Here is a 20,198-nt window from a genome sequence, read left to right as displayed (position 1 = left end):
ATTATGAAATTACTTGTAAAAGTAACTCTTTTAGGGGTGTTCTTATTATTAATGGCATGTCACCAATCTTCTAAAACAAAAAGCATGGCTAGTAAAGAAATGGATAAACAACCCGTTGAAAGAGAGTTAAAACCAAGAATAATAAAAGTTAATGGGGTTAATCTTCATTATGTAGAAAAAGGTAAAGGAAATCCCGTAGTTTTTGTCCATGGGGCTTTTGGTGATTATCGGACCTTTCATAATCAAATGGGAGACTTTTCCCACAAATATAGAGCCATTTCTTATAGTCGGAGATATTATCACCCCAATAATATACCAATCGATTCAATTTCTGACTTTAGCAAGGTAAATATAGATGACCTTGCCTCTTTTATTCAATCCCTAAGTACGGTGCCCGTACATTTGGTAGGCCATTCTTCTGGCGCATGGATTGCATTGCAGACTACAATTCAGCATCCTGAACTAATCAAAACTTTAACTTTAGGCGAACCACCAGCTTTTGAATTACTTATTGGAGACCCTAAGCGCGATTCAATAATGAATATATTTCAAACGGATTACCAACGAGCAATAAAGGCATACAGCCAAAATGAAGATAAAAAGGGGACTAAACTTTTTCTAGAAATGGCTACTGGTGACGCACATTTTTTTGACAATCTCCCTGTTTTTGACCAAAAGATTATTATGGATAATATTGCTGAACGAAAAGCCTCATTACTTGCACAAAGCCGCAAGGCCGATCCGGTCCCACTTCATTGTAGCGATATTAAAAACATTCGTGTGCCTGTATTGCTCGTAGGAGGGGGAGAATCTCCGGGATGGGTTGGCTACATTATGGACAAATTGGAGGCTTGTATAGAAAACAAGAACCGAGTAATATTACCAAATACAACCCATGGACTGGAATATCAAAACCCGGAAGCCTTTAATAGAGCTGTTTTGCAATTTATAGGAGAACATGAAAAGTAGAAAAAAACAAACATTCACCTCTTACACAATATAGCCTCAGTAATCTACTGAAAAGAAATACATTAAAATTATGGAAAACAACAAAAATCGCATCGCTATTATTGTTGCAGTAATCGGTTTAATCGGATCATTGGGAGCGGTTATTATTGATAAAACATTATCAAAAGACAGTCAAAACTCTAATATGGACATAGGTCCGCATGCCCCCAAAATTGAGATTAACCAAATATATACCATATGGGGCGAAAAATTAATGCAATTTTATTTAAAACCAGGTAAGTCAAAAACCATTAAGGCCAATGAATTGTATGAATATATAGCTACCTATCCAGAACCTTCCTGTGCAGGGCCTGGATTTGTGGTGTATACTTGGCAGATAAGGCAACCGTACCCAAAAGGAGGCGACCTGGAAATAAGAAGAACTCTACAAGGAGGAATGACAGAACAGGTAAGTATGGGATCTATAGGCAAAGAAACAATGGGGTACTGCCAAGAGCATGTTTTTAAAAATAATGGAGGGGAGAAAATCTATGTGGAAATTAGATATGCATCTGCAGCCAATCTCAATAATTAATATTGAAACGATACTAAAAAGTAGAAAATATAAAACCTAAACTACATTCATTGGGGTTATTCCCCGATAAAAAAGACCATTTATATTAGATTTTAAAAGAACTCCAAAGTTTTTGTTAACTTTAATAGCATAAATTTTAGTAAAATGTAAAGTCATGCCACTTTATATGGACTTCCATATTATTCCGGACGTAACAATTGAAGATGTTAAAATGGCCCATATTGCAGATAAGGCCGTTCAGGATAGGTTTGGGGTAAAATACCATCAATTTTGGGTAAATGAAGATGCAGGCACTGTTTTTTGTCTTATGGAAGGCCCCAATAAAGAAGCATGTGCCGCAACCCATAGAGAAGCTCACGGAAATATTGCCTGTAAAATTGAAGAAGTAGCGGTTGGTTTTTATCAATCTTTTATGGAACATAACTCAAAACTGGATGGTGGAGTTGTGCTTAACAAAGATGGAACTGCTGATAGAGGTTATCGATTGGTACTGGGCATCAATATTTATGGCAATACCAAGATTACTTCTAACCGGGATTATAAAAAATTACGGCATCCCGATAAGCCGAAAAAATTTGTTGCCGAAATAATAACCAAATATCAAGGAAAACAAATCAGGCCCTTTGTAGACGATAGCATCATGGCGGCCTTTAAGAGTCCAGAGAATGTCCTTAACTGTGCACATCAAATCCATAGAGAGTTGAGTAAGCGGAGACATGAACATGAAAATTCCGAATGGAACATTACCTATAAAATGGGAATTGGGTGCAGTCAGCCCCTTAACGAAAATCAAGGCTTTTTTGAACAGGCAATTAAATTAGCAGAAAGGTTGAGTTTAATAGCCGGTAAGCAAGAAATTCTTGTCTCGAATACTGTAAAACGGCTATGCAATAATAATATATTGAATAACTGCCCAGTGTTCCTTAGAATTTTAGAGGCATCAGAAGAAAAATTCCTAAACAATCTTTTTAATGCAGCTGAAGAAAAACTTTCTAACGACTGCTTTTCCATAAGTAGCCTTGGGCGGGATATTGGTATAAGCAGGCCACAACTCTATCGCAAAGTACAATCCATAATAAAAGATACTCCAAACGGGTTTATCCGCAATCTTAAAATGCACAAAGCCCTTTTACTCCTTAAAGAACAAGAATTAAATATTTCTCAAATTGCACTGGAAGTTGGTTATAACAACCCTTCTTATTTTGCAAAATGTTTTAAGGAAACTTATGGTGTTTCCCCTTCACAGGTCCTTAACTAGCATTAAAATACCATTATTATACTGTAAATGAGACACCTGTAGCCGATTTTGAGAAAAATCGAGTAGCCCCCCTTTCTTATAACCCTTAGTTTTGTTGATGTAAAATATATTACTTCCCTCATCCTTTTACATAGATTGGTCTGCCATTTATTACATGGCAATAATCAACTGTATTATAAAATTAAAAAACCAATAAACGCAAGTCAATGGAACCAACTATCAAAGAACTAAAACACAAAATAGAAGGAAACGTAATACTGCCTATAGATGATAATTATGATGAAGCCCGAAAAATCCACAATGCCATGATAGATAAAAGGCCAAGTATTATTATAAAATGTCGAAATAACAATGACGTTATACAGGCAATTAATTATGCCAAGGAAAACAGTCTTGAGATTTCTATCCGTAGTGGCGGTCATAACGGACCCGGGCTTGCTCTGTGTAATAATGGCCTTGTTATTGACCTTTCATGCATGAAAGAAATAAAGGTGAATGCCAAAGCACAAACCGCTAAAGTACAATCTGGCTGCACATGGGGTGAAGTAGATGCAGCTACACAAAAATATGGATTGGCTACCGTAAGCGGAATCATTTCTACTACGGGAGTGGGGGGCCTAACTTTGGGGGGCGGACATGGATATTTAACCCGCAAATATGGACTTACCATAGATAATCTGTTGGAAGCGGAGGTAGTTCTAGCCAATGGCCATATAGTTAAAGCCAGCAAAGAACAGCACCCCGATTTATTTTGGGCCCTTCGCGGCGGTGGCGGGAATTTTGGAGTAGTAACTTCTTTTACGTATAAATTACACCCCGTAGATTCTGTTATTGCCGGACCTATGTTTTGGACAATCGACAAATTGGAACCCACCTTAAAATGGTACCGGGAATGGTTGCCCAATGCCCCAGAGGAGATAGGTACTTTTTACCTCATAGCCGAAGTACCTTCGGCCGATCCATTTCCAGAAGCTATCCGGGGAGAAAAAGTTTGTGGATTGATGTGGAGCTTTATTGGAACAGAGCAAGCATTTAACCCTATTATCCAAGAAGCCAGGAACATAGCCGAACCGCTATTCGAGTTTACTGGCCCCATACCATATACTACTTTACAGAGTATGTTTGATGGATTATATCCAAAGGGACATCAGCAATATTGGAAAGGTGATTTCGTCCATGAATTATCGGATAAAGCTATCCATGAACATCTTAATTTTTCACAGGTTCCAACTTCTCAATCGTGCATGCACTTATATCCTATCGATGGTGCCGTGCACCGGGTTGGAAAGAATGAAACAGCCTGGAATATGCGGGATGCCAACTGGTCTATGGTAATTTTTGGCGTAGATCCCGACCCGGCCAATAAAGAAAAAATTACTGATTGGGCACGAGCTTATTGGGAAGCGCTTCATCCTTTTCATCAAAATGGGGCTTATGTAAATTTCATGATGGAAGAAGGTGAAAACCGGGTAAAAGCTACTTATGGTGATAACTATGACCGACTACAAAAAGTGAAGGCTACATACGATCCTGATAATTTTTTTCATGTAAATCAAAATATCAAGCCTAAAGAATAAAACGATGAGGCTTCAAGAGAACCAAAATGCTTTATTAATAATTTTATTATAGAATACTGAAAGCCCACACACTTACGCATATCCAACAAACCAAATTAAATAAAAAATCCCATTAAAATAATAGATATGAAAATCAATAAGAATAATATTCCAATAGCAATGGAAGGTCCGGGAACCGTCATGCGGACTCAGAACAACTTTGGGAAAATGACAGTATCCTTTAACGAATTACCTAAAGGAACAGATTTTTCACCCCTATTAAACGGACTTGACAACAACAGTTGTCATTGCCCCCATTGGGGATACGTATTAAGCGGCTCTTTGCTTGTAAAATACGATAATGGAAGCGAAGAAATCCTTACCGAGGGAGATGTTTACTTTCTTCCAAATGGCCATACAGCCATTGTACAAGAAGATATCATGTTAATAGAGTTCAGTCCTTCTAAAGAATTTAGTGAAGTAATGACCCATGTTGGAAAGAAAATGGCTGAATTGGGTTGAAAAACATAATTAAAATTCAAAAATCATGAAACATAAAACAAATTATTCAGTTGCAATACTTGTATTATTTTTTTTCGGTTGCTTCATTATGTTAAATACCGTCCATAGCCAATCAGAAAGTAAAAAGAACAGTACTAAATTTAAAGTTGCAGCAGCACAATTGACACCTGTTTATATGGATCGGGAAAAATCGCTAGAAAAAGCCTGTAAAGCCATTATAGAAGCAGGTAAAAATGGGGCAAAACTAGTAGTTTTTCCCGAAGCTTTCATTCCCGGATATCCAGAATGGGTGTGGCATACCATGCCAAGCGATTGGGAACAGAACAGCGAAATGTATGTAAAACTCGTCAACAATGCTGTAGCTATCCCCAGCCCTACTACCAATAAGCTATGCGAAGCCGCAAGGCAGGCCAATATAAATGTAGTTATTGGAATAGACGAACTCAACACAGAATCCAGCAATGCAACCATATACAATACCATATTATTTATTAGTGATAAGGGTGTACTGCTCGGTAAACATCGCAAATTGGTACCCACCGGAGCAGAAAAAATGGTTTGGGCAAGAGGTGATGCCAACACACTCCAAACATATAATACCTCAGTAGGTAAACTTTCTGGCTTGATCTGTTATGAAAATAAAATGCCTTTGGCCAGGATGGCCTTGTATAATCTTGGCACACAAATAATGGCCTCGCCTACAGCAGACGACACCGACTCTTGGTTGGCTACAGTAAGAAGTAATGCTTCTGAAGGCGGAATGTATGTTATAAATGTATGTTCCCCGGGAAACAGAGATTGGATTCCCGATGCATACGAATTTAAAAAGAATATGCCCAAGGATTGGTCCAAAAAAGGAAATAGTTGCATTATTGGCCCCGGCGGTCATATTTGGAAAGGTCCCGTTGAAAATAAAGAAACTATTATTTACTGTGATATTCTTATCAAGAATATAATCGAAGGCAAACGTATGTTCGACGTTGCGGGTAATTATTCCCGTCCCGATGTATTTAAATTTTCGGTCAAAGAAGATGAAAAATAAAGCCATAAACTATGGTAAATGCCATATTTTATAATTAAGAAGTATCTGGTGGTTTTTATTGATGATTTATTAGATATTTCTGATATGGATGAAAATTATAATTTTTTAAAAAATATCATACGCTTTTAATTTAAATGTCTTTTTACAGTATTTTCTCTACTACTCTTAATCAATTCTACATTTTTTATGCTTGCTTCATATAGAAAATCAATTTTTTAATATTCTCTTCCAAATAATTTATTGAACTCATTTTAATAAATTCACTTAAGGTTGTAAAATATTTCCACTTCTTCCGACATATCGTCCTAAATAATATAAGTAATTTTATATTTTTTTGGAACTCCTTCCAGTTTTATAAAATGACTGCAAACTTTTTAAACAGATGAAACGGATACTCATCTTATATATTTTTGCCAATTTGGGCATATGTACAAATGTAAATGCTCAACAAAATTATCAGCTTCCAGATAATGCTACCAGATGGCAAATGCTAAAATATGATACGGGAAGTATCTTTAAGGGCATTCTATATTCGTACAGTAGGCCTTTTCATTGGGAACAAAAACAATGGCTAGAATTTGGCGGTGTGGTTGCAGGAACTTCTGTTCTTTACATTTTTGACGATCAAACAAGTAAATATTTTAGGGATCAAAGCAATGATATCCCTCAACCCGTTAAGGATTATGGTTGGTATTATGGGAGCCCGCAAAATAATTATATGCTTACCGGAGCAGTATATTTAACAGGGCTGACCTTAAAAAACGAAAAGCTAAGGCGTACCGGAGTCCTTCTAATTGCCTCCGCCTCGGCTGCGGGGCTATTACAACAAACCAGCAAGTACATTTTTGGAAGGGCCCGTCCCAGAAGCGGGGACGATAAAAATACTTTCTATCCTTTTACTACCGATAAAGATTACCATTCGTTTCCTTCAGGGCATGCCATTTTGGCCTTTACCAATGCATATGCTATAGCCAAACAATTTAAAAGTCCGTGGATAAAAGGAGGGCTGTATACCATAGGCCTTGTTCCCGGGGTTTCAAGGCTATGGGAAGGAGCCCATTGGTTAACCGATGTTGTGGTGGGCGTTGCCATTAGTATTGCTACCGTTGAAGCCATTGACAAATATTTGGACAGCCGTTATGATGAAAAATACAATCAAAAGAACAAACAATATTCTTGGAACCTATCTTTTCCCCCTGGTAGATTAGGAGTTACAATAGTTTTTTAAGTCCGGCAATTAAAAAAGTAGTCCATCAGTTTTGGATTGCTAACGGAGCAGCTTCCAAATATGTTAAATATTTTTCATAATACAACTGTATTTCAGACATTTGCACCTTCACACTGTACATAGTGTATACCAACTACACTTTTCAAATTCGGAAAAACTGGCATCAGCTAGTTGTTACTTAGGGATTCCGAATGTAAAGAGCACAGTATTACCAACTTCATATAATAATCTATACTTATAATAATTAAATATGTTCTGTATACATATTCTACATTGGATATGGGGAAGTGTATCTTGAGTATTATTTAATAATCAACTTAGAATAATGTTTTGTTTGATTTTTTAATGTAAAAGTTGAGTTATGATTATTTTTATTATGTTAGTTTTTGGTTTAACCATTGGTTTGTTAGTTAGTACCGCTGTATTGGCCCTAATTAAAAAAGTTAGCCTTATTCAAGTTAAACACAGGTCTGATAATTAAAAGACACCTGCACTTTTAATGCGTTTATTAAAACTTCGGAAGTTTTTTATGCCGGTTTCAATAAGTTTACCGCAATAAGCATTGTGGGTATATCGCTATGTCTGTATTTCAAGGATTTATCCAAAATATTTTTTTCTGGTGTTCTTCTCTAAGCAGGTAGTTCTTGCGCAATTCCTTAACATTTTTTAGGGTTAAGGTCGTTGCCAGAGCTGTTTTGTCTATTGATGATTCACTGCCACAGGCAATAATGAGATAATTGATATTGGGCTCTTTTAAATCGAGTTCATCAATCCATCTGTACATGGCATTTTTAATTTGCAGTTCGTCTTTTGAACGGATTGCTTTTTTTAAACGATTGAAATAATACAATTCTGAATGTAAATATGCCTTTCTTCTTGCTTTTATGTATTTAAGCAGCCATTTGAAAAATCGAAAAAGCAAAAGTAACAGCAATAAAGCCCCCAATGTGGCAATAACAAATTGCTTGGGCGACAGGCCCAAAATTGTCAGTGTTTTTGTCTCATTTTTATTTTCGTTTGCTACTATTTCTTGTTGCTGAAACATTAACGAGTCCCGAACGCTCTCTAACATGCCTAAATCGGGGTTGGGACCTACATGCACCGTCATCCCTTTCAAAGTACGTTTGTACAGTTTTTTATGATACGAATTGTACCAGGTATATACTTTGTCCGGAATTGTTACATCTCCTTCTTCTTCAAAAAGATACCGCACTGTTTCTGTACGTTGTGCGCTTATGGCCGTTTTAGACTTATTACTATGTATCTCGCTCCTTCCGGGATAAATGCTTACATGAGGCAAACTGTCCCATTCGGTAGGCGGAATAAGCTCTGCAACTGTCCAACCGGCATTTCGGGTAATGGTACGCTCCAAAACATCGCCTACTTTTACATTCTTGGTGCTTCCAGACCATCTTTCGGACACATTTAAGCTCGTGGCTACCAACCATTCAGAATGTTTAAAGTTGGCTGGAATCGGTTTTACATTAATGGTCACCGCTTTACTTTTAACTACTCTTTTTACACCTTTATATCCTCCCGGGGGCGGTGTTTCAACTTCAATGTCCAACGAAGGGAATTGAATGTCATCATCGCTGAAAGGGAATACATGATAAATAAGCTCCACACCCGAATAATTTTTGCCATTTTGCATAAAAGACCTGCTTACGGGCCTAAAATAAACCGTAAAAGCCCCATTAACTGTTATGTTGCCTAAATCCAATCCTTTAGTAAACCAAGTAGAAGTATATACCGTAATACTTACTTGTACAGGCTCGCCCACATAAACACTTTTTTTATTGACCTGTACACTGCTCCATACGCTTTGCGCCTGTAAGCATTGGGTTCCCAAGAAAAGGAACGACAAAAACAATATGTAATTTACCTTACCAAGCCGTTTCATTTCCCGTTGGTTTTATATTGTATTTCTTTACCTGGTACCTAAACTTCTTTTGCAGGAAAATAGAAGGGTCATCGTCTACTTTTCGCATAAGGAGGTTATTGTTTTGTTTTTGAATACTGGCCTCGATATTATCGGGCACCTCATTGAGCTCTTTTCCTTTATGGATATTAGAGGCAACATCTTCTTCCAGACGCTGTTTCTCCATATCTTTTTTTGTGGCCTCCTGTCCCCCGCCGCTTAAATCTTCCATGCTATTGTTTTGTTTATTTTTCGCCCTTTTATCTGGTGCGGCTTCTTGGGCATTATCTGGTGTCATTCCATCTGTTTGTGGCAACAATCGCATTAACTGCTGTTGATTTTCCTTGGCATTCTCCAGAGAAGGATCTTTTTCGACCGCTTGGTTAAAAGCAAAAGCAGCCGCTTCATAATCGCCGTTCTTAAAATATGCAAGCCCTAAATTATAGGCTCCCATTGCCGTAGTATCCATAGAAAATTCATCAACGGCCTTTTCATAATCTCCAGCTTTAAAATAGGCCACTCCTTTTCGCATGGGATCTGTATATGTTTTGGCAGCATCTTCAAAATTGTTTTTATCGCTCAACCGTTGCCCTTGATAATCTGGCGTAAACCATACATCTTTAAATGAAGTCCCTTCACCGGAACATGATGTCAAAAACAAAAATACGAGCGTATAAAGTACCCAGCCCCTTCTAAACCACAATAACATAAAAAAGGCCATTGGAATTACCGCCAGCAAGCCCAAATCGCGCCAATCGTTCTCTTTTTCCTGTTTTTTCTCTATAAAAACCAGATTTTCCTTTATGGTTTTGGCTATTACTTCAACATCGCTATCGTCTAAGGTAAGCGGTTGCACCGTAATTCCCTCTATGGCATTCATGCTTGCCATTACATTGTTGTCTAGGTAAGAACGAACCACTTCTCCTTTACTATTTTTTACCTCACGGCCCCGTATATCTTTTACATTGGCCCCACTTGGTGTGTTCATGGCGAGAATAACCACCTTATTTTTAGAGTTTTGAACAAACGTATTTAAAATGGCACGTTCTTTTTCTCCAAAATCGTCAGAAAACACTACAATGGTACCCGGGGCCTTGGTTACTTGTGTAAGGGAATCGCCCAGTTTCAATGCCGCTTGGAGATCGGAGCCCGGATAAGGCATTACCGATGGCTTTAACCCCTCTATATGACTGTTGATTATTTTATAATCTTTTGTTAGCGGAACAATAGTATGTGCCGTTCCCGCAAAACCTATCAAGGCCATGCGTGCACGGGGATTGTATTTTATTAAATCTTTAATTTTAAACTTGGCACGCTCCAAACGATTGGGCTGAATATCTTCGGACATCATACTTTGCGATAAATCCAGCAAAACAACCATTGGGGTCTCCAGTTTTTGCCCCGGTAATTCTATTTTTTTCCATGTAGGCCCAGACAATCCCATAATCCCAAACAAAAAAGCTATTAATAGTACTATATGCATCCATATTTTTATGGCATTGCTCCCTTTTGATATTACATAAGCACGAAGGTGAGGGGCAATAATCTTTTTCCATTTTAATTCTTGACGCATTGATAATAAACTGATAATGATAAGTACTATTACAGGCACCATCAACCATAAAAATTGTGGCCTCAGAAAGTGAAAATCACTCCAGTTTATAGGGAGCAGGTCTTTATACATACAATTCTTTTCTTTGGTTGAACAGTTTTATAAAGTTTACTATGGTCAAGATTACCATCATTACCAATAAAACCCCGATGGCTGCCCCCAACGGATAATAATACAATAAGGTAATGGGTTTGTTTTGCTCCTCCACATATTCTATGGGCTCCAATGTATCCAGTTCGGTATAAATTTCTTCAAGGCGGGCTTTATCTTTTGCCCTAAAGTATTGTCCGTTGGTTACTCTTGCAATTTCCTGTAGTGTGCGTTCGTCCAAGTCTACGCCTGCTTTCCCGGGGTCGCCAATTCCTATGGTATATATCCTTACCGTATCCCTTTTTGCCAAATCGGCGGCATCTAAAGGTAAAATATCCGATCCTGCATCTACACCGTCTGTTAAAAGCAACATTACTTTTGTTTTAATGGTATCCCGTTCAAACATTTCTACCCCTTTGGTAATGGCTTTCCCAATGTAGGTTAATTGTCCGGCCATACCAACATCGGCTTCTTCCAGCATTTGGTCCACCACTTGTAAATCGGGTGTAAAAGGCGCTTGTATATAGGCGTTGGAAGCAAAAAAAATGAGCCCCATCCTGTCTCCTTTCCTCTTTTTTATAAATTCGTGCATTACCTGCTTCACGGCGTCCCATCTTCTGGCTTTTTTACCATTTATTGTCCAATCGCTTTGTGCCATGCTAAAAGAAATGTCGGCCGCTATTAAAAAATTCCGGGACGTTTTTACTTTCATCTCGGGTTTTCCAACCAATTGGGGAGAAGAAATAGCTACCAATAGCAGTACCCAGCACAAGAATAGCCCCAACCAGACCAAGAAGTTGCGCCGCTTTACCAAAGCAGACTTCCTTGGCTTTTGGCGGGTATAATCCAAAGCTTTGTTGAATACCGGCAGGAATAGCGAAGCACTTTTTATGCGCAATGCCGGAAGAAAGAAGTATATCAACAAGGGCAATGGCACTAAAAAGAAGACCCATGGGTATGCTATTTCAAAATTATCGGGCATGAGTACGTATCCACTTTTTTGAGTTCAACAAGATTAGCTCCCGTGTTTCGGGGGCCAGTGTATTGCTTCTATAAGTTACCTCTTCTATATCTTCTTTATAAGGAGCAAACAAGGGTTCGTCTACGGCATCGTCTAAAAATTCGAGCCACTCCCTTCCGTAAAGCGGGCCCACCGTTTCCCTTCCAAAAGTTTGCATTGCTACAACCTTTACTATTACCAATATATCTAATACCGACCCTGCCTGGTTTAATTTTGTTATGGCCTCGCGCCTGTATGCATTTTTATAATACCGTTTTATTAAATAATAAGCAATAAGGCATGCCAAAACAACCAAAACGATGGCAAGGACTTTCCATCCTATGGTTTCGAAGGTAAACGGCACCCTTTCCGGCTCGTACAGTGGTGCGAGTTTTAAGTCTGCTGGCTTTATTGCAAGCGTATCTTGCATTTTTAGTGCTATTGGCATCAACTTTTTGTATTTATTTTCCCAAAAACGTCTTTCAGTTGGTCCTCAATGGGCGTAATGGTATCAATCATAAAAACAGGAATTCGGTATTTCTTCATGGTATCTTGAAAAAAGAAAAAATCTTTATCAAATCCCTTTTTAAAAGCTTCAGAAATTTTTTTGCTCCTTCCGTCCACGGAAATTTGACGCTCCATGTTCCCGGCCACGAACTTTGTATTGGGGATGGAGTGTTCCATGGGGTCGTTTATTTTTGCCACAATTAAATCGTTATGTCGCGAAATGGCAGCAATGGCACGGATAATCCCTGGATCGTACCGAACAAAATCGCTTATAATAACAACTAGGAAATCGTGCGTTACTATATTGCGTATGCGTTGTGTTATATTCTTTAGTGTATCGTCTATAGCTACAGGCCTGGCATCTTTTAACTTGTGGTTTCGCTGTACAATTTTTTCAAGTAGGTGAACAATGTTCTTCCTGTTACGTTTGGGGGCAATTACATCATATCCATCATCAGAAAAAATAACCCCGCCTACCCTATCGCCTTCCTTAAAGACCCTAAATGCTGTAATGGCGGCCAGTTCTGCGGCAACAACGGCTTTTGTCTTGTTTACCGAGCCAAAAAACATGGAATACGATTGGTCTACGACGATCAAAACGGGTTTTTCTTTCTCTTCGGTATACACACGGGTATGTGTTTTTTGTGTCCGGGCAGTAACTTTCCAATCGATGTTGCGTATATCGTCTCCTTTGACATAATTTCTAACTTCTTCAAAGTCCAAACCCCTTCCGCGGAGCTTGGAAGCATGTTTTCCCGAGAGCACACTGTTTACTTTGTGCTTGCGTGCCAACAGACTAAAGTGATGTGCCATATGTTCCTTTTTGAGCAGTTCGCCCAAAGAGATAAACACATTTTTAGGATATGCTTCTGCCTTTGCCATTGTTTGTTTTTATGCGGTTACTGCCACTTGCTTCAACATGGCATCTATTACCTCGTTGGCCGATACCCCATCGGCATTTGCCTCGTAGCTCAAGATAATGCGGTGGCGCAGACAATCGTGTACCACGGCCCGAATGTTTTCGGGAGTTACCGTATTGGCGCCTTGCATCCAGGCATGCACCCTGCTGGCCCTATCTATGGCAATAGAGCCCCGTGGACTTGCGCCATAATCCAGCCATTTGTCTATTTCTTCACTGTATTTTGAAGGGTAACGTGTTGCCGAGATAATATCTACTATGTATTTTTCCATGGTCTCAGAGATATTCACACTGGCTATTTCCTTGCGGGCATCAAAAATAACCTTGGGGTCTAAACGTTCATGCTTTTCTTCCTTTTCTTTTTTCTGCTCCTCCCGGTTAAGTTTAATAATCTTAAGTTCGGAGGCATCGTCGGGATAATCGATCATGACATGCATCAGGAAACGGTCCATTTGTGCCTCGGGCAATGGGTAAGTACCTTCCTGCTCTACCGGGTTTTGTGTTGCCATTACCATAAATAGCGGATCCATTAAATAAGTTTTCCCGGCTACCGATACCTGCCGTTCTTCCATGGCTTCCAACAATGCCGATTGTACCTTGGCCGGTGCCCGGTTAATTTCATCGGCCAATATAAGGTTGCTAAATATGGGCCCTTGCTGAAAAACAAACTTTTCCTTGAGCTCGGGCTGGTATATCTCTGTTCCGGTAATATCCGAAGGCAATAAATCGGGCGTGAACTGTATCCTGCTCAATCCACAGTTCAATTCTTTGGCCAGGGTCTTGATTGCCCTTGTTTTTGCCAGTCCCGGCAGGCCTTCCAACAACATGTTCCCATCGGCCAGTAATACCAATATAAGTCGCTCTATTAAAGTATCCTGCCCAATGATGGCCTTGTTCATTCGTTCGTGCAAAGATGCAATGGCTTCATGTGTGGTCATATATTATATGTTTTTAAAATTAATTATACATAAGGGCAAAGGGTAAAAAACAAGGATGGCCATAGATAACCACCCCTGTAATTTTCTTGTTGATATGTTTTTTTATGCCTAATTAATTCCTAGGTGGTGATGCTAATTGCTGAACTACCTTATCTATAGACAGAGAAGACCCCGTTTGTGGCGGAAACTCTTTAAAAGTTGATAAAAACTCGGCGGCATAGCGTTGCGCAGGCACAAACAGCCACATATTCTCACCATACCAACGTACATACATCCTGGCATCTGGCGACACTTCATATGGGTCTGCCCTAAGGTTAACAATTAAGGGCCAACTTGGAGATTTACGGTATGCTTGAGAAATATCCCCCTCCATAATGGTAAAATGAACCTTCCACATTTCATAACGGATGGCATTTAGGTTTCCTCCTGCATCAAAATAGAAAATTTCTTTCCGGGGTGCCTCTTTTACTTCACCCTTTAAATAAGGGAGGAAGTTATAACCATCTAGGTGCTGCTTAAAGGTCTTGCCATTGGCACTGTAGCCTTTTAATACCTTCTCTTTTATATTGGGCTCCCCAGCAGCAGCCACAAGTGTTGGCATCATGTCTTCATGAGAGAAAATATCGTTGTATACGGTCCCCGGTTTTATAACCCCCGGCCAGCGAATGGCACATGGCACACGAAAACCGCCTTCCCAGGTAGTCCCTTTTTCTCCACGGAATGGGGTGCTTCCCCCATCGGGCCATGTAACCTTCTCGGCACCATTGTCTGTAGAATACATTACTATGGTATTGTCTGTTATGCCAAGTTCATCCAGCTTATCGAGTATCCTACCCACAGCTTTATCATGCTCTACCATTCCATCGGGGTAAATACCTATACCTGTAACCCCTTGACTTTCTTCTTTTAGATGTGTCCATATGTGCATACGTGTGGCACTTAACCATACAAAGAAGGGTTTACCATCTGCATGTGCCTTTTCAATAAATTTAATGGCTGCATCTTCAAATTCCTCGTCTACAGTTTCCATTCGTTGTTTCGTTAATGGCCCCGTATCTTCTATTTTTCCATCGGCAGTACTATGAATTACACCACGCGGACCAAATTTTTTACGGAAGTCTGGATCTTTTGGATAGTAGTATCCTTCCGGCTCTTCTTCTGCATTTAAATGGTACAGGTTACCAAAAAATTCATCAAAGCCATGGTTGGTTGGCAAGTGTTCGTCCTGATCGCCCAAGTGATTTTTACCAAATTGCCCTGTGGCATAGCCCTGAGGTTTTAAAAGGTCGGCTATTGTTGGTTGAGAGGCCTCTATACCGTGTTTGTCTCCCGGCATACCAATGGTTAACAACCCTGTCCTGAACGGGTGCTGCCCTAGAATAAATGCTGCACGCCCTGCGGTACAGGATTGTTGCCCGTACCAATCAGTAAATACAGCTCCCTCATTTGCAATACGGTCTATGTTCGGGGTTTTGTACCCCATAAGCCCATTGTTGTTAAAACCTACATTGGACCAACCAATATCGTCACCCCAAATCACTAGAATATTGGGCTTGTCTTGAGCAATTAGAAAATTAACCAATAAAAAGGCTATTGGTAAAATAATAGATTTGTTTTTCATAATTATTTTTAGTTTATATTAAAAATGTATAGGTACAAGGGGGACTTATATGGCTATAATTTTATCCAGCTATAAACTTTAATTTTCTATAATCTATAAATGTAGTAATGCAATAATACCTTTATATAAAGGTATTATAAACATAGGTGGGGAAGACTCATCTTTTATAAATGTAATAAATAAAAATATAATTGACATTATATTTTAGGACATAAATTTTTATTTTTTTTTGCACTGCTATAATTTTTCGGCATCTACTGTTATTTATTAAAATCATAAAAACCTAATAATCAGGTATTAATATATATAATCAATACTTCATTCTATGTTTTGAATGCATAAATCTTATTTTTCAATGCTTCATTCTATGTGTTGTGTGCATAATATTGATTTACTAATATAAAAGTTATTTTTTTGATGGCTTCTTATTGATTTTTATATTTTCAGCAAGCAATGTATATATTACTTTCCTCAATATACACTATTAAAACTATCTTTTTCATCTAAAAAGTTTCAAAATTGTAATCTTAAACTTACATGCAATACATTAATTTTGTGTATTGAGATGAATTTTTTCATTATTTAACATCTTGTATAGTTATTATACTGTATATTGTCGATTATAAATTTTAAATACTATTAAAATGAAAGCAAAGACTTCTTTGAATGACCGATTGAAACATTTTGAAACAGCATTAGACAATGCAATGAACAGCCATGAAGTAAGAACGGCACTTGCCAAATCCGGATATGATAGTAAAAAGATATCTGAAGGTAAAAAGCTGGTAGAAAACACCTATGCTGCTTATCGCGACCTTGACAAAAGGAAAAACGATCTAGATAATGCCTCTATAACCTATAAAAAAATGTATAAAGAGGTAGATACCACTTATAGGGAACACCGCCTAAAGGCAAAAGTTTTGTTTAATAAGGATGAAAATATATTAAAAGAACTTCGTATTGATAGGAGCATCCCAAATAAATATACCGATTGGCTTTCTAATGTAGAAAAATTTTACAGCATAATACTGGCAAGTGAAGATCTGTTACAAAAATTAAGTGCATTAAAGCTTACTAAAGCAAACATAGACATGACTTACAGTAAGGTAATGGAAGCAAATCGTTACCGCAAGCTACGGATTGAACTTGATGGTAATAAACAGGATGCTCCTAAAGAACGTAATAAAAATTTAATGGACCTAAATACATGGATGGGCCATTTTTATACTATTGCGCGAATAGAACTTAAGGAACACCCCCAATTATTAGAATCTTTGGACAAGGTGGTTAAAAGTTAGCTGTCAATTTTTGTGCATACCGAAGAAAACGGGACACAGAAAAGTAAAAAACAAAGAATGCCCAACATACTACGGCCCTAAGTCTTTTTAAGCGTTGTGCTTATAAGATATATTAGGGTTTTTTATGGGGACATTCTTTAATTTTATGGGCATTTCTTGTATTTTCTATGCCATGGAATCCAGTATTGCTTTAATATCGGCTTCGGTTGTATCTGGATTGATAAAGCAAAAGCGTGAAACGGTCTCAAAGCTATCGCCCTGGCGCCATTTGGTAGGCGTTACCAGTGCAAAGCCATCGCGGTGGTTTTTATAGGTCCAATTCCTGTAATCGTCGGGGGTCCATCCTTTGCGCCTATATAGTACACAGGATAAACTTGGCTCGCGCACCAGTTCTACATTTGGGTCTTCCTCGATTAGCTTCCCCGCAAGCTTGGCAAGCTTGATGCCCTGTTCTACCGCCCATTTGTATTTATCGGTTCCGTGCATGGCTAACGAAAACCATAAAGGCAACCCCCTTACACGGCGCGTTAATTGTATTTGGTACTCAGATGGATTGAAGCCATGTGCCCCTTCATCCTTAAATATATCCAGGTAAGAGCCTTCTTGTGCATGTGCATTTTTTGCCAATTGTGGATTTTTATAAATAATGGCCCCACAATCGTAAGGAGAGAACAACCATTTGTGCGGATCGATGGTAATACTATCGCAACGCTCCACACCCTTGAACAAATGCTTCACGGAATCGGCGGCAAGGGCACCGCCACCATATGCTGCGTCTATATGAAACCAAAGTTTTTCCCTTTGGCATATATTGGCTATACCGTCTAGGTCGTCTATAATACCTGCATTGGTAGTGCCGCCCGTGGCAACAACGGCAAATAAGCGTTTGCGCTGGTGCGGTGTAAGGCTTTTTATTTTTTCTTCCAGATATTGTCCTTTCATCTGGTCTTCGGTTTCTACCAACAGGACATCGGCATCTATTACTTTGGCCATTGACTTTATGGAGGAGTGTGCCCCGATAGAGGTTATTATCAATCCTTTTTCACCTTGGTTATTTTCATCCTTTCGCCACTCTTCACGGGCTGTTACCATTGCCGAAAGGTTGGCGGCAGTGCCCCCGCTGGTAAATACGCCAAAAGCTCCTCTGGGCATGCCCGTTAGGGAGACCAACCACTTCATGGCTTCGTTTTCGCAGTAGATACCGCCCGCACCTTCCATCCAATAAGCCCCGTGGATGCTCGATGCCGAGGTTACCAGGTCGAACATTATGGCGGCCCGTGTAGGCGATGCCGGCACAAATGCCAAATGCCTGGGGTGGTCTATGGGGACGGTGGCTTTTATAAGTACATCCTTAAATAGCTGGAAGGCCTTTTCGCCCCCAATACCTTTTGCTGTTACGGTCTCTCCTACCAATGCCTTTAGCTCTTCTTCCTTTTTAGGCTTTCCTAGCTCGGGGGAGATCATTGTAATCCTGTTCAAGGCGTACTTCATGACATCGAGTGTCATTTCTACGCTGTCCATATCTATATTGTGCATAAAATCTCTTTTTGGCAAAGGTATGCTTTTGTTCGGTTTTCAATAGAATTTGCTATCTTTATAAAAAGCCAATAGATGAAGACCAACGCTTATTTTAGAACCGCCAAGCAGGAATTGCTGGATGCCATTAAAGATGTAAAGCACCCTTTTAGGTATTTTACCATGGCTACCATTGGCATAAACCATAGTCCTAGGCTACGCACAGTAGTACTTAGGGAAGTACAGGACGATTTGGCCTTAACCATCTATACCGACAAGCGTTCTAAAAAAGTTACGCACCTAAAGGAAAACAATAATGTGTGCCTGCTTTTTTTTAACCATAACGAGATGCTGCAACTTAAAGTTGATGGCAAGGCTTTTCTGGAAGCAGATGAAAAAATAATACAGCATGGGTGGAAACAGGTTAAAGTTTCTTCTAAAAAAGACTATAGTACCTCAAGGGATCCCGGTACGAAGATTAAAGATCCCGAAATGATAGAGTATTTGGAGAATGTAAACCATTTTGCCATTATCCATATTATTCCCTCTAAAATAGAATACCTTCAATTGAAGAAAGATAAGCACATAAGGGTGCTTTATGCTAAAGAACCTACCGGATGGGAAGGCACTTTTTTGGTTCCATAAAACAATTGACGGTTGTTTGTTCCGGATCTCAGGTTTTAAATACTACTTTGCCTAATTTGGGTTGCCCCTTTTTCTTAGTTAGCTGTCCAGCAGGAATATTGTTACTATTTGTCTATGGTTCTAAAGGTAAGATTTACCCTTGGCCTATTTATTAGTTTTGTGGGCGGCAATCTATGCAGCCAATGCGCTTGCGTGGTGCCTTTCATGACCAGTAAACTTCCGTGGGCCAAAGTAATTGTTACTTTTTCTTTGGTTGTTTTGTGCTTAAAGGCAAATTTTCGTTCGGCGCCAAAGCTCAAGGAAGCAATGGCCCCGTTCTTTTTCAGGTCTTTTTCGGCATCGCTGTGCCATGCCATGCCTTCGCTGCCATCGTGATATAGGTTTAAGAGACAAGAGTTGAACGTTTCGCCGGTTCTTTGTTCTACCGTGCCTTTGAAGTCCAAAAGTGCTTGGGTCCATGGCAGCGCCCGCTTTGTAGTGTTGGAATAAGTGTAGGAAAAGGGTTTGTTTGCATACCAGGCCACCTTTCTTTTGGTAATTATCCTTTTTCCAAATACTATGGCCTCGTCGTTTTTCCATTGTATGGAGCTTAACAGCGTGTTTAAATAGCTATTGGCCTCTTGGGCGGCAAACAATTTACCATAGTAATTTACGGTTCCGTCTTTGGGCAATAGGTTTTGTGTTGTATCTATCTCGTTATTGAACAAGTCCATTTTTCCATGTTTTATATGCTTGCTTCATACAATGCCCGCATGGGCGGTAGTTGTTTATGACAGCTTCTTTTTCTGTTTTGAAAAACACGCGGTTTTCTTTTTGCATGCGTTTTCCCGATTTGCAGTTTAATGTGCCATAAATTTTAAGTCTTTTGTTTCCTGCAAGACATATTTGTCCATTTTTTATCATGCCATGCAAAGTTAAGGATGTTATTTGTTGATGCTGTACCATGTTATTATCTCTTTTATTTAATGCCTCTTTTAATTGTTCGG

General features: G+C 39.1%; 19 protein-coding genes. 9 read left to right on the top strand and 10 right to left on the bottom strand.

Annotated elements, in window-relative coordinates:
- Positions 1-3: 3 nt before the first annotated feature.
- The 7 genes from PSF86_RS15980 to PSF86_RS15950 all read left to right on the top strand — a co-directional run bounded on the left by PSF86_RS15980 (position 4) and on the right by PSF86_RS15950 (position 7,149).
- Positions 4-969: an alpha/beta fold hydrolase gene (locus PSF86_RS15980; RefSeq protein ID WP_277901095.1), complete on the top strand. Its 966-nt coding sequence runs from the start codon at positions 4-6 to the stop codon at positions 967-969.
- Between the two features lie 70 nt (positions 970-1,039).
- Entirely contained in the window at positions 1,040-1,543 is a 504-nt protein-coding gene (locus PSF86_RS15975; RefSeq protein ID WP_277901094.1) for a hypothetical protein, read from the top strand.
- A 154-nt stretch (positions 1,544-1,697) separates the two neighbouring features.
- Positions 1,698-2,801 carry a nickel-binding protein gene (locus PSF86_RS15970; protein WP_277901093.1) on the top strand — a complete coding sequence of 368 codons (1,104 nt, stop codon included), beginning with the start codon at positions 1,698-1,700 and terminating at the stop codon, positions 2,799-2,801.
- Between the two features lie 206 nt (positions 2,802-3,007).
- Positions 3,008-4,378, top strand: a complete 1,371-nt coding sequence (locus PSF86_RS15965; protein ID WP_277901092.1) for an FAD-binding oxidoreductase — start codon at positions 3,008-3,010, stop codon at positions 4,376-4,378.
- Positions 4,379-4,504: 126 nt separating this feature from the next.
- Entirely contained in the window at positions 4,505-4,879 is a 375-nt protein-coding gene (locus PSF86_RS15960) for a cupin domain-containing protein (protein ID WP_277901091.1), read from the top strand.
- Between the two features lie 25 nt (positions 4,880-4,904).
- Positions 4,905-5,921: a carbon-nitrogen hydrolase family protein gene (locus PSF86_RS15955; protein WP_277901090.1), complete on the top strand. Its 1,017-nt coding sequence runs from the start codon at positions 4,905-4,907 to the stop codon at positions 5,919-5,921.
- A gap of 382 nt (positions 5,922-6,303) precedes the next feature.
- On the top strand, positions 6,304-7,149 hold the full coding sequence (locus tag PSF86_RS15950; RefSeq protein ID WP_277901089.1) for a phosphatase PAP2 family protein: 846 nt from the start codon (positions 6,304-6,306) through the stop codon (positions 7,147-7,149).
- A gap of 589 nt (positions 7,150-7,738) precedes the next feature.
- On the opposite strand, the gene PSF86_RS15945 is transcribed toward PSF86_RS15950, so the two are convergent.
- The 7 genes from PSF86_RS15945 to PSF86_RS15915 all read right to left on the bottom strand — a co-directional run bounded on the left by PSF86_RS15945 (position 7,739) and on the right by PSF86_RS15915 (position 15,754).
- Positions 7,739-9,049, bottom strand: a complete 1,311-nt coding sequence (locus PSF86_RS15945; RefSeq protein WP_277901088.1) for a BatD family protein — start codon at positions 9,047-9,049, stop codon at positions 7,739-7,741.
- Complete coding sequence (locus tag PSF86_RS15940) at positions 9,033-10,751, bottom strand: VWA domain-containing protein (RefSeq protein ID WP_277901087.1); 1,719 nt, start codon at positions 10,749-10,751, stop codon at positions 9,033-9,035. Before PSF86_RS15940 ends, PSF86_RS15945 begins: the two co-directional genes overlap by 17 nt.
- Entirely contained in the window at positions 10,744-11,751 is a 1,008-nt protein-coding gene (locus PSF86_RS15935; RefSeq protein ID WP_277901086.1) for a VWA domain-containing protein, read from the bottom strand. The genes PSF86_RS15940 and PSF86_RS15935 overlap by 8 nt, the downstream gene beginning before the upstream one ends.
- Positions 11,741-12,217, bottom strand: coding sequence for a DUF4381 domain-containing protein (locus PSF86_RS15930; protein WP_277901085.1), 477 nt, complete (start codon positions 12,215-12,217; stop codon positions 11,741-11,743). The genes PSF86_RS15935 and PSF86_RS15930 overlap by 11 nt, the downstream gene beginning before the upstream one ends.
- The gene (locus tag PSF86_RS15925) at positions 12,217-13,158 is read right to left on the bottom strand and encodes a DUF58 domain-containing protein (RefSeq protein ID WP_277901084.1); all 942 of its coding nucleotides are present in this window, start codon (positions 13,156-13,158) and stop codon (positions 12,217-12,219) included. Before PSF86_RS15925 ends, PSF86_RS15930 begins: the two co-directional genes overlap by 1 nt.
- Before the next feature lie 9 nt (positions 13,159-13,167).
- The gene (locus PSF86_RS15920; RefSeq protein ID WP_277901083.1) at positions 13,168-14,133 is read right to left on the bottom strand and encodes an AAA family ATPase; all 966 of its coding nucleotides are present in this window, start codon (positions 14,131-14,133) and stop codon (positions 13,168-13,170) included.
- Positions 14,134-14,245: 112 nt separating this feature from the next.
- Entirely contained in the window at positions 14,246-15,754 is a 1,509-nt protein-coding gene (locus PSF86_RS15915) for an arylsulfatase (RefSeq protein WP_277901082.1), read from the bottom strand.
- A gap of 644 nt (positions 15,755-16,398) precedes the next feature.
- On the opposite strand from PSF86_RS15915, the gene PSF86_RS15910 reads away from it, so the two are divergent.
- Positions 16,399-17,052: a PQLLE family protein gene (locus PSF86_RS15910; protein ID WP_277901081.1), complete on the top strand. Its 654-nt coding sequence runs from the start codon at positions 16,399-16,401 to the stop codon at positions 17,050-17,052.
- Positions 17,053-17,217: 165 nt separating this feature from the next.
- On the opposite strand, the gene PSF86_RS15905 is transcribed toward PSF86_RS15910, so the two are convergent.
- Positions 17,218-18,588 (bottom strand): pyridoxal phosphate-dependent decarboxylase family protein, encoded by a 1,371-nt coding sequence (locus PSF86_RS15905; RefSeq protein WP_277901080.1) that lies wholly within the window; start codon positions 18,586-18,588, stop codon positions 17,218-17,220.
- A gap of 75 nt (positions 18,589-18,663) precedes the next feature.
- On the opposite strand from PSF86_RS15905, the gene PSF86_RS15900 reads away from it, so the two are divergent.
- Entirely contained in the window at positions 18,664-19,212 is a 549-nt protein-coding gene (locus PSF86_RS15900) for a pyridoxamine 5'-phosphate oxidase family protein (protein WP_277901079.1), read from the top strand.
- Between the two features lie 104 nt (positions 19,213-19,316).
- Here the strand turns inward: PSF86_RS15900 and PSF86_RS15895 are convergent, their stop codons facing one another.
- Both PSF86_RS15895 and PSF86_RS15890 read right to left on the bottom strand, forming a co-directional pair.
- Complete coding sequence (locus tag PSF86_RS15895) at positions 19,317-19,925, bottom strand: alpha-ketoglutarate-dependent dioxygenase AlkB family protein (RefSeq protein WP_277901078.1); 609 nt, start codon at positions 19,923-19,925, stop codon at positions 19,317-19,319.
- Positions 19,909-20,115: an Ada metal-binding domain-containing protein gene (locus PSF86_RS15890; protein WP_335966386.1), complete on the bottom strand. Its 207-nt coding sequence runs from the start codon at positions 20,113-20,115 to the stop codon at positions 19,909-19,911. The genes PSF86_RS15895 and PSF86_RS15890 overlap by 17 nt, the downstream gene beginning before the upstream one ends.
- Positions 20,116-20,198 lie beyond the last annotated feature (83 nt).

Source organism: Galbibacter pacificus (assembly GCF_029603165.1).
In the GTDB taxonomy this organism is placed as follows: Bacteria; Bacteroidota; Bacteroidia; order Flavobacteriales; family Flavobacteriaceae; genus Galbibacter; species Galbibacter pacificus.
The sequence above is the reverse complement of the archived record's forward strand: the minus strand, read 5'-3'. Positions and strand labels throughout refer to the sequence as shown.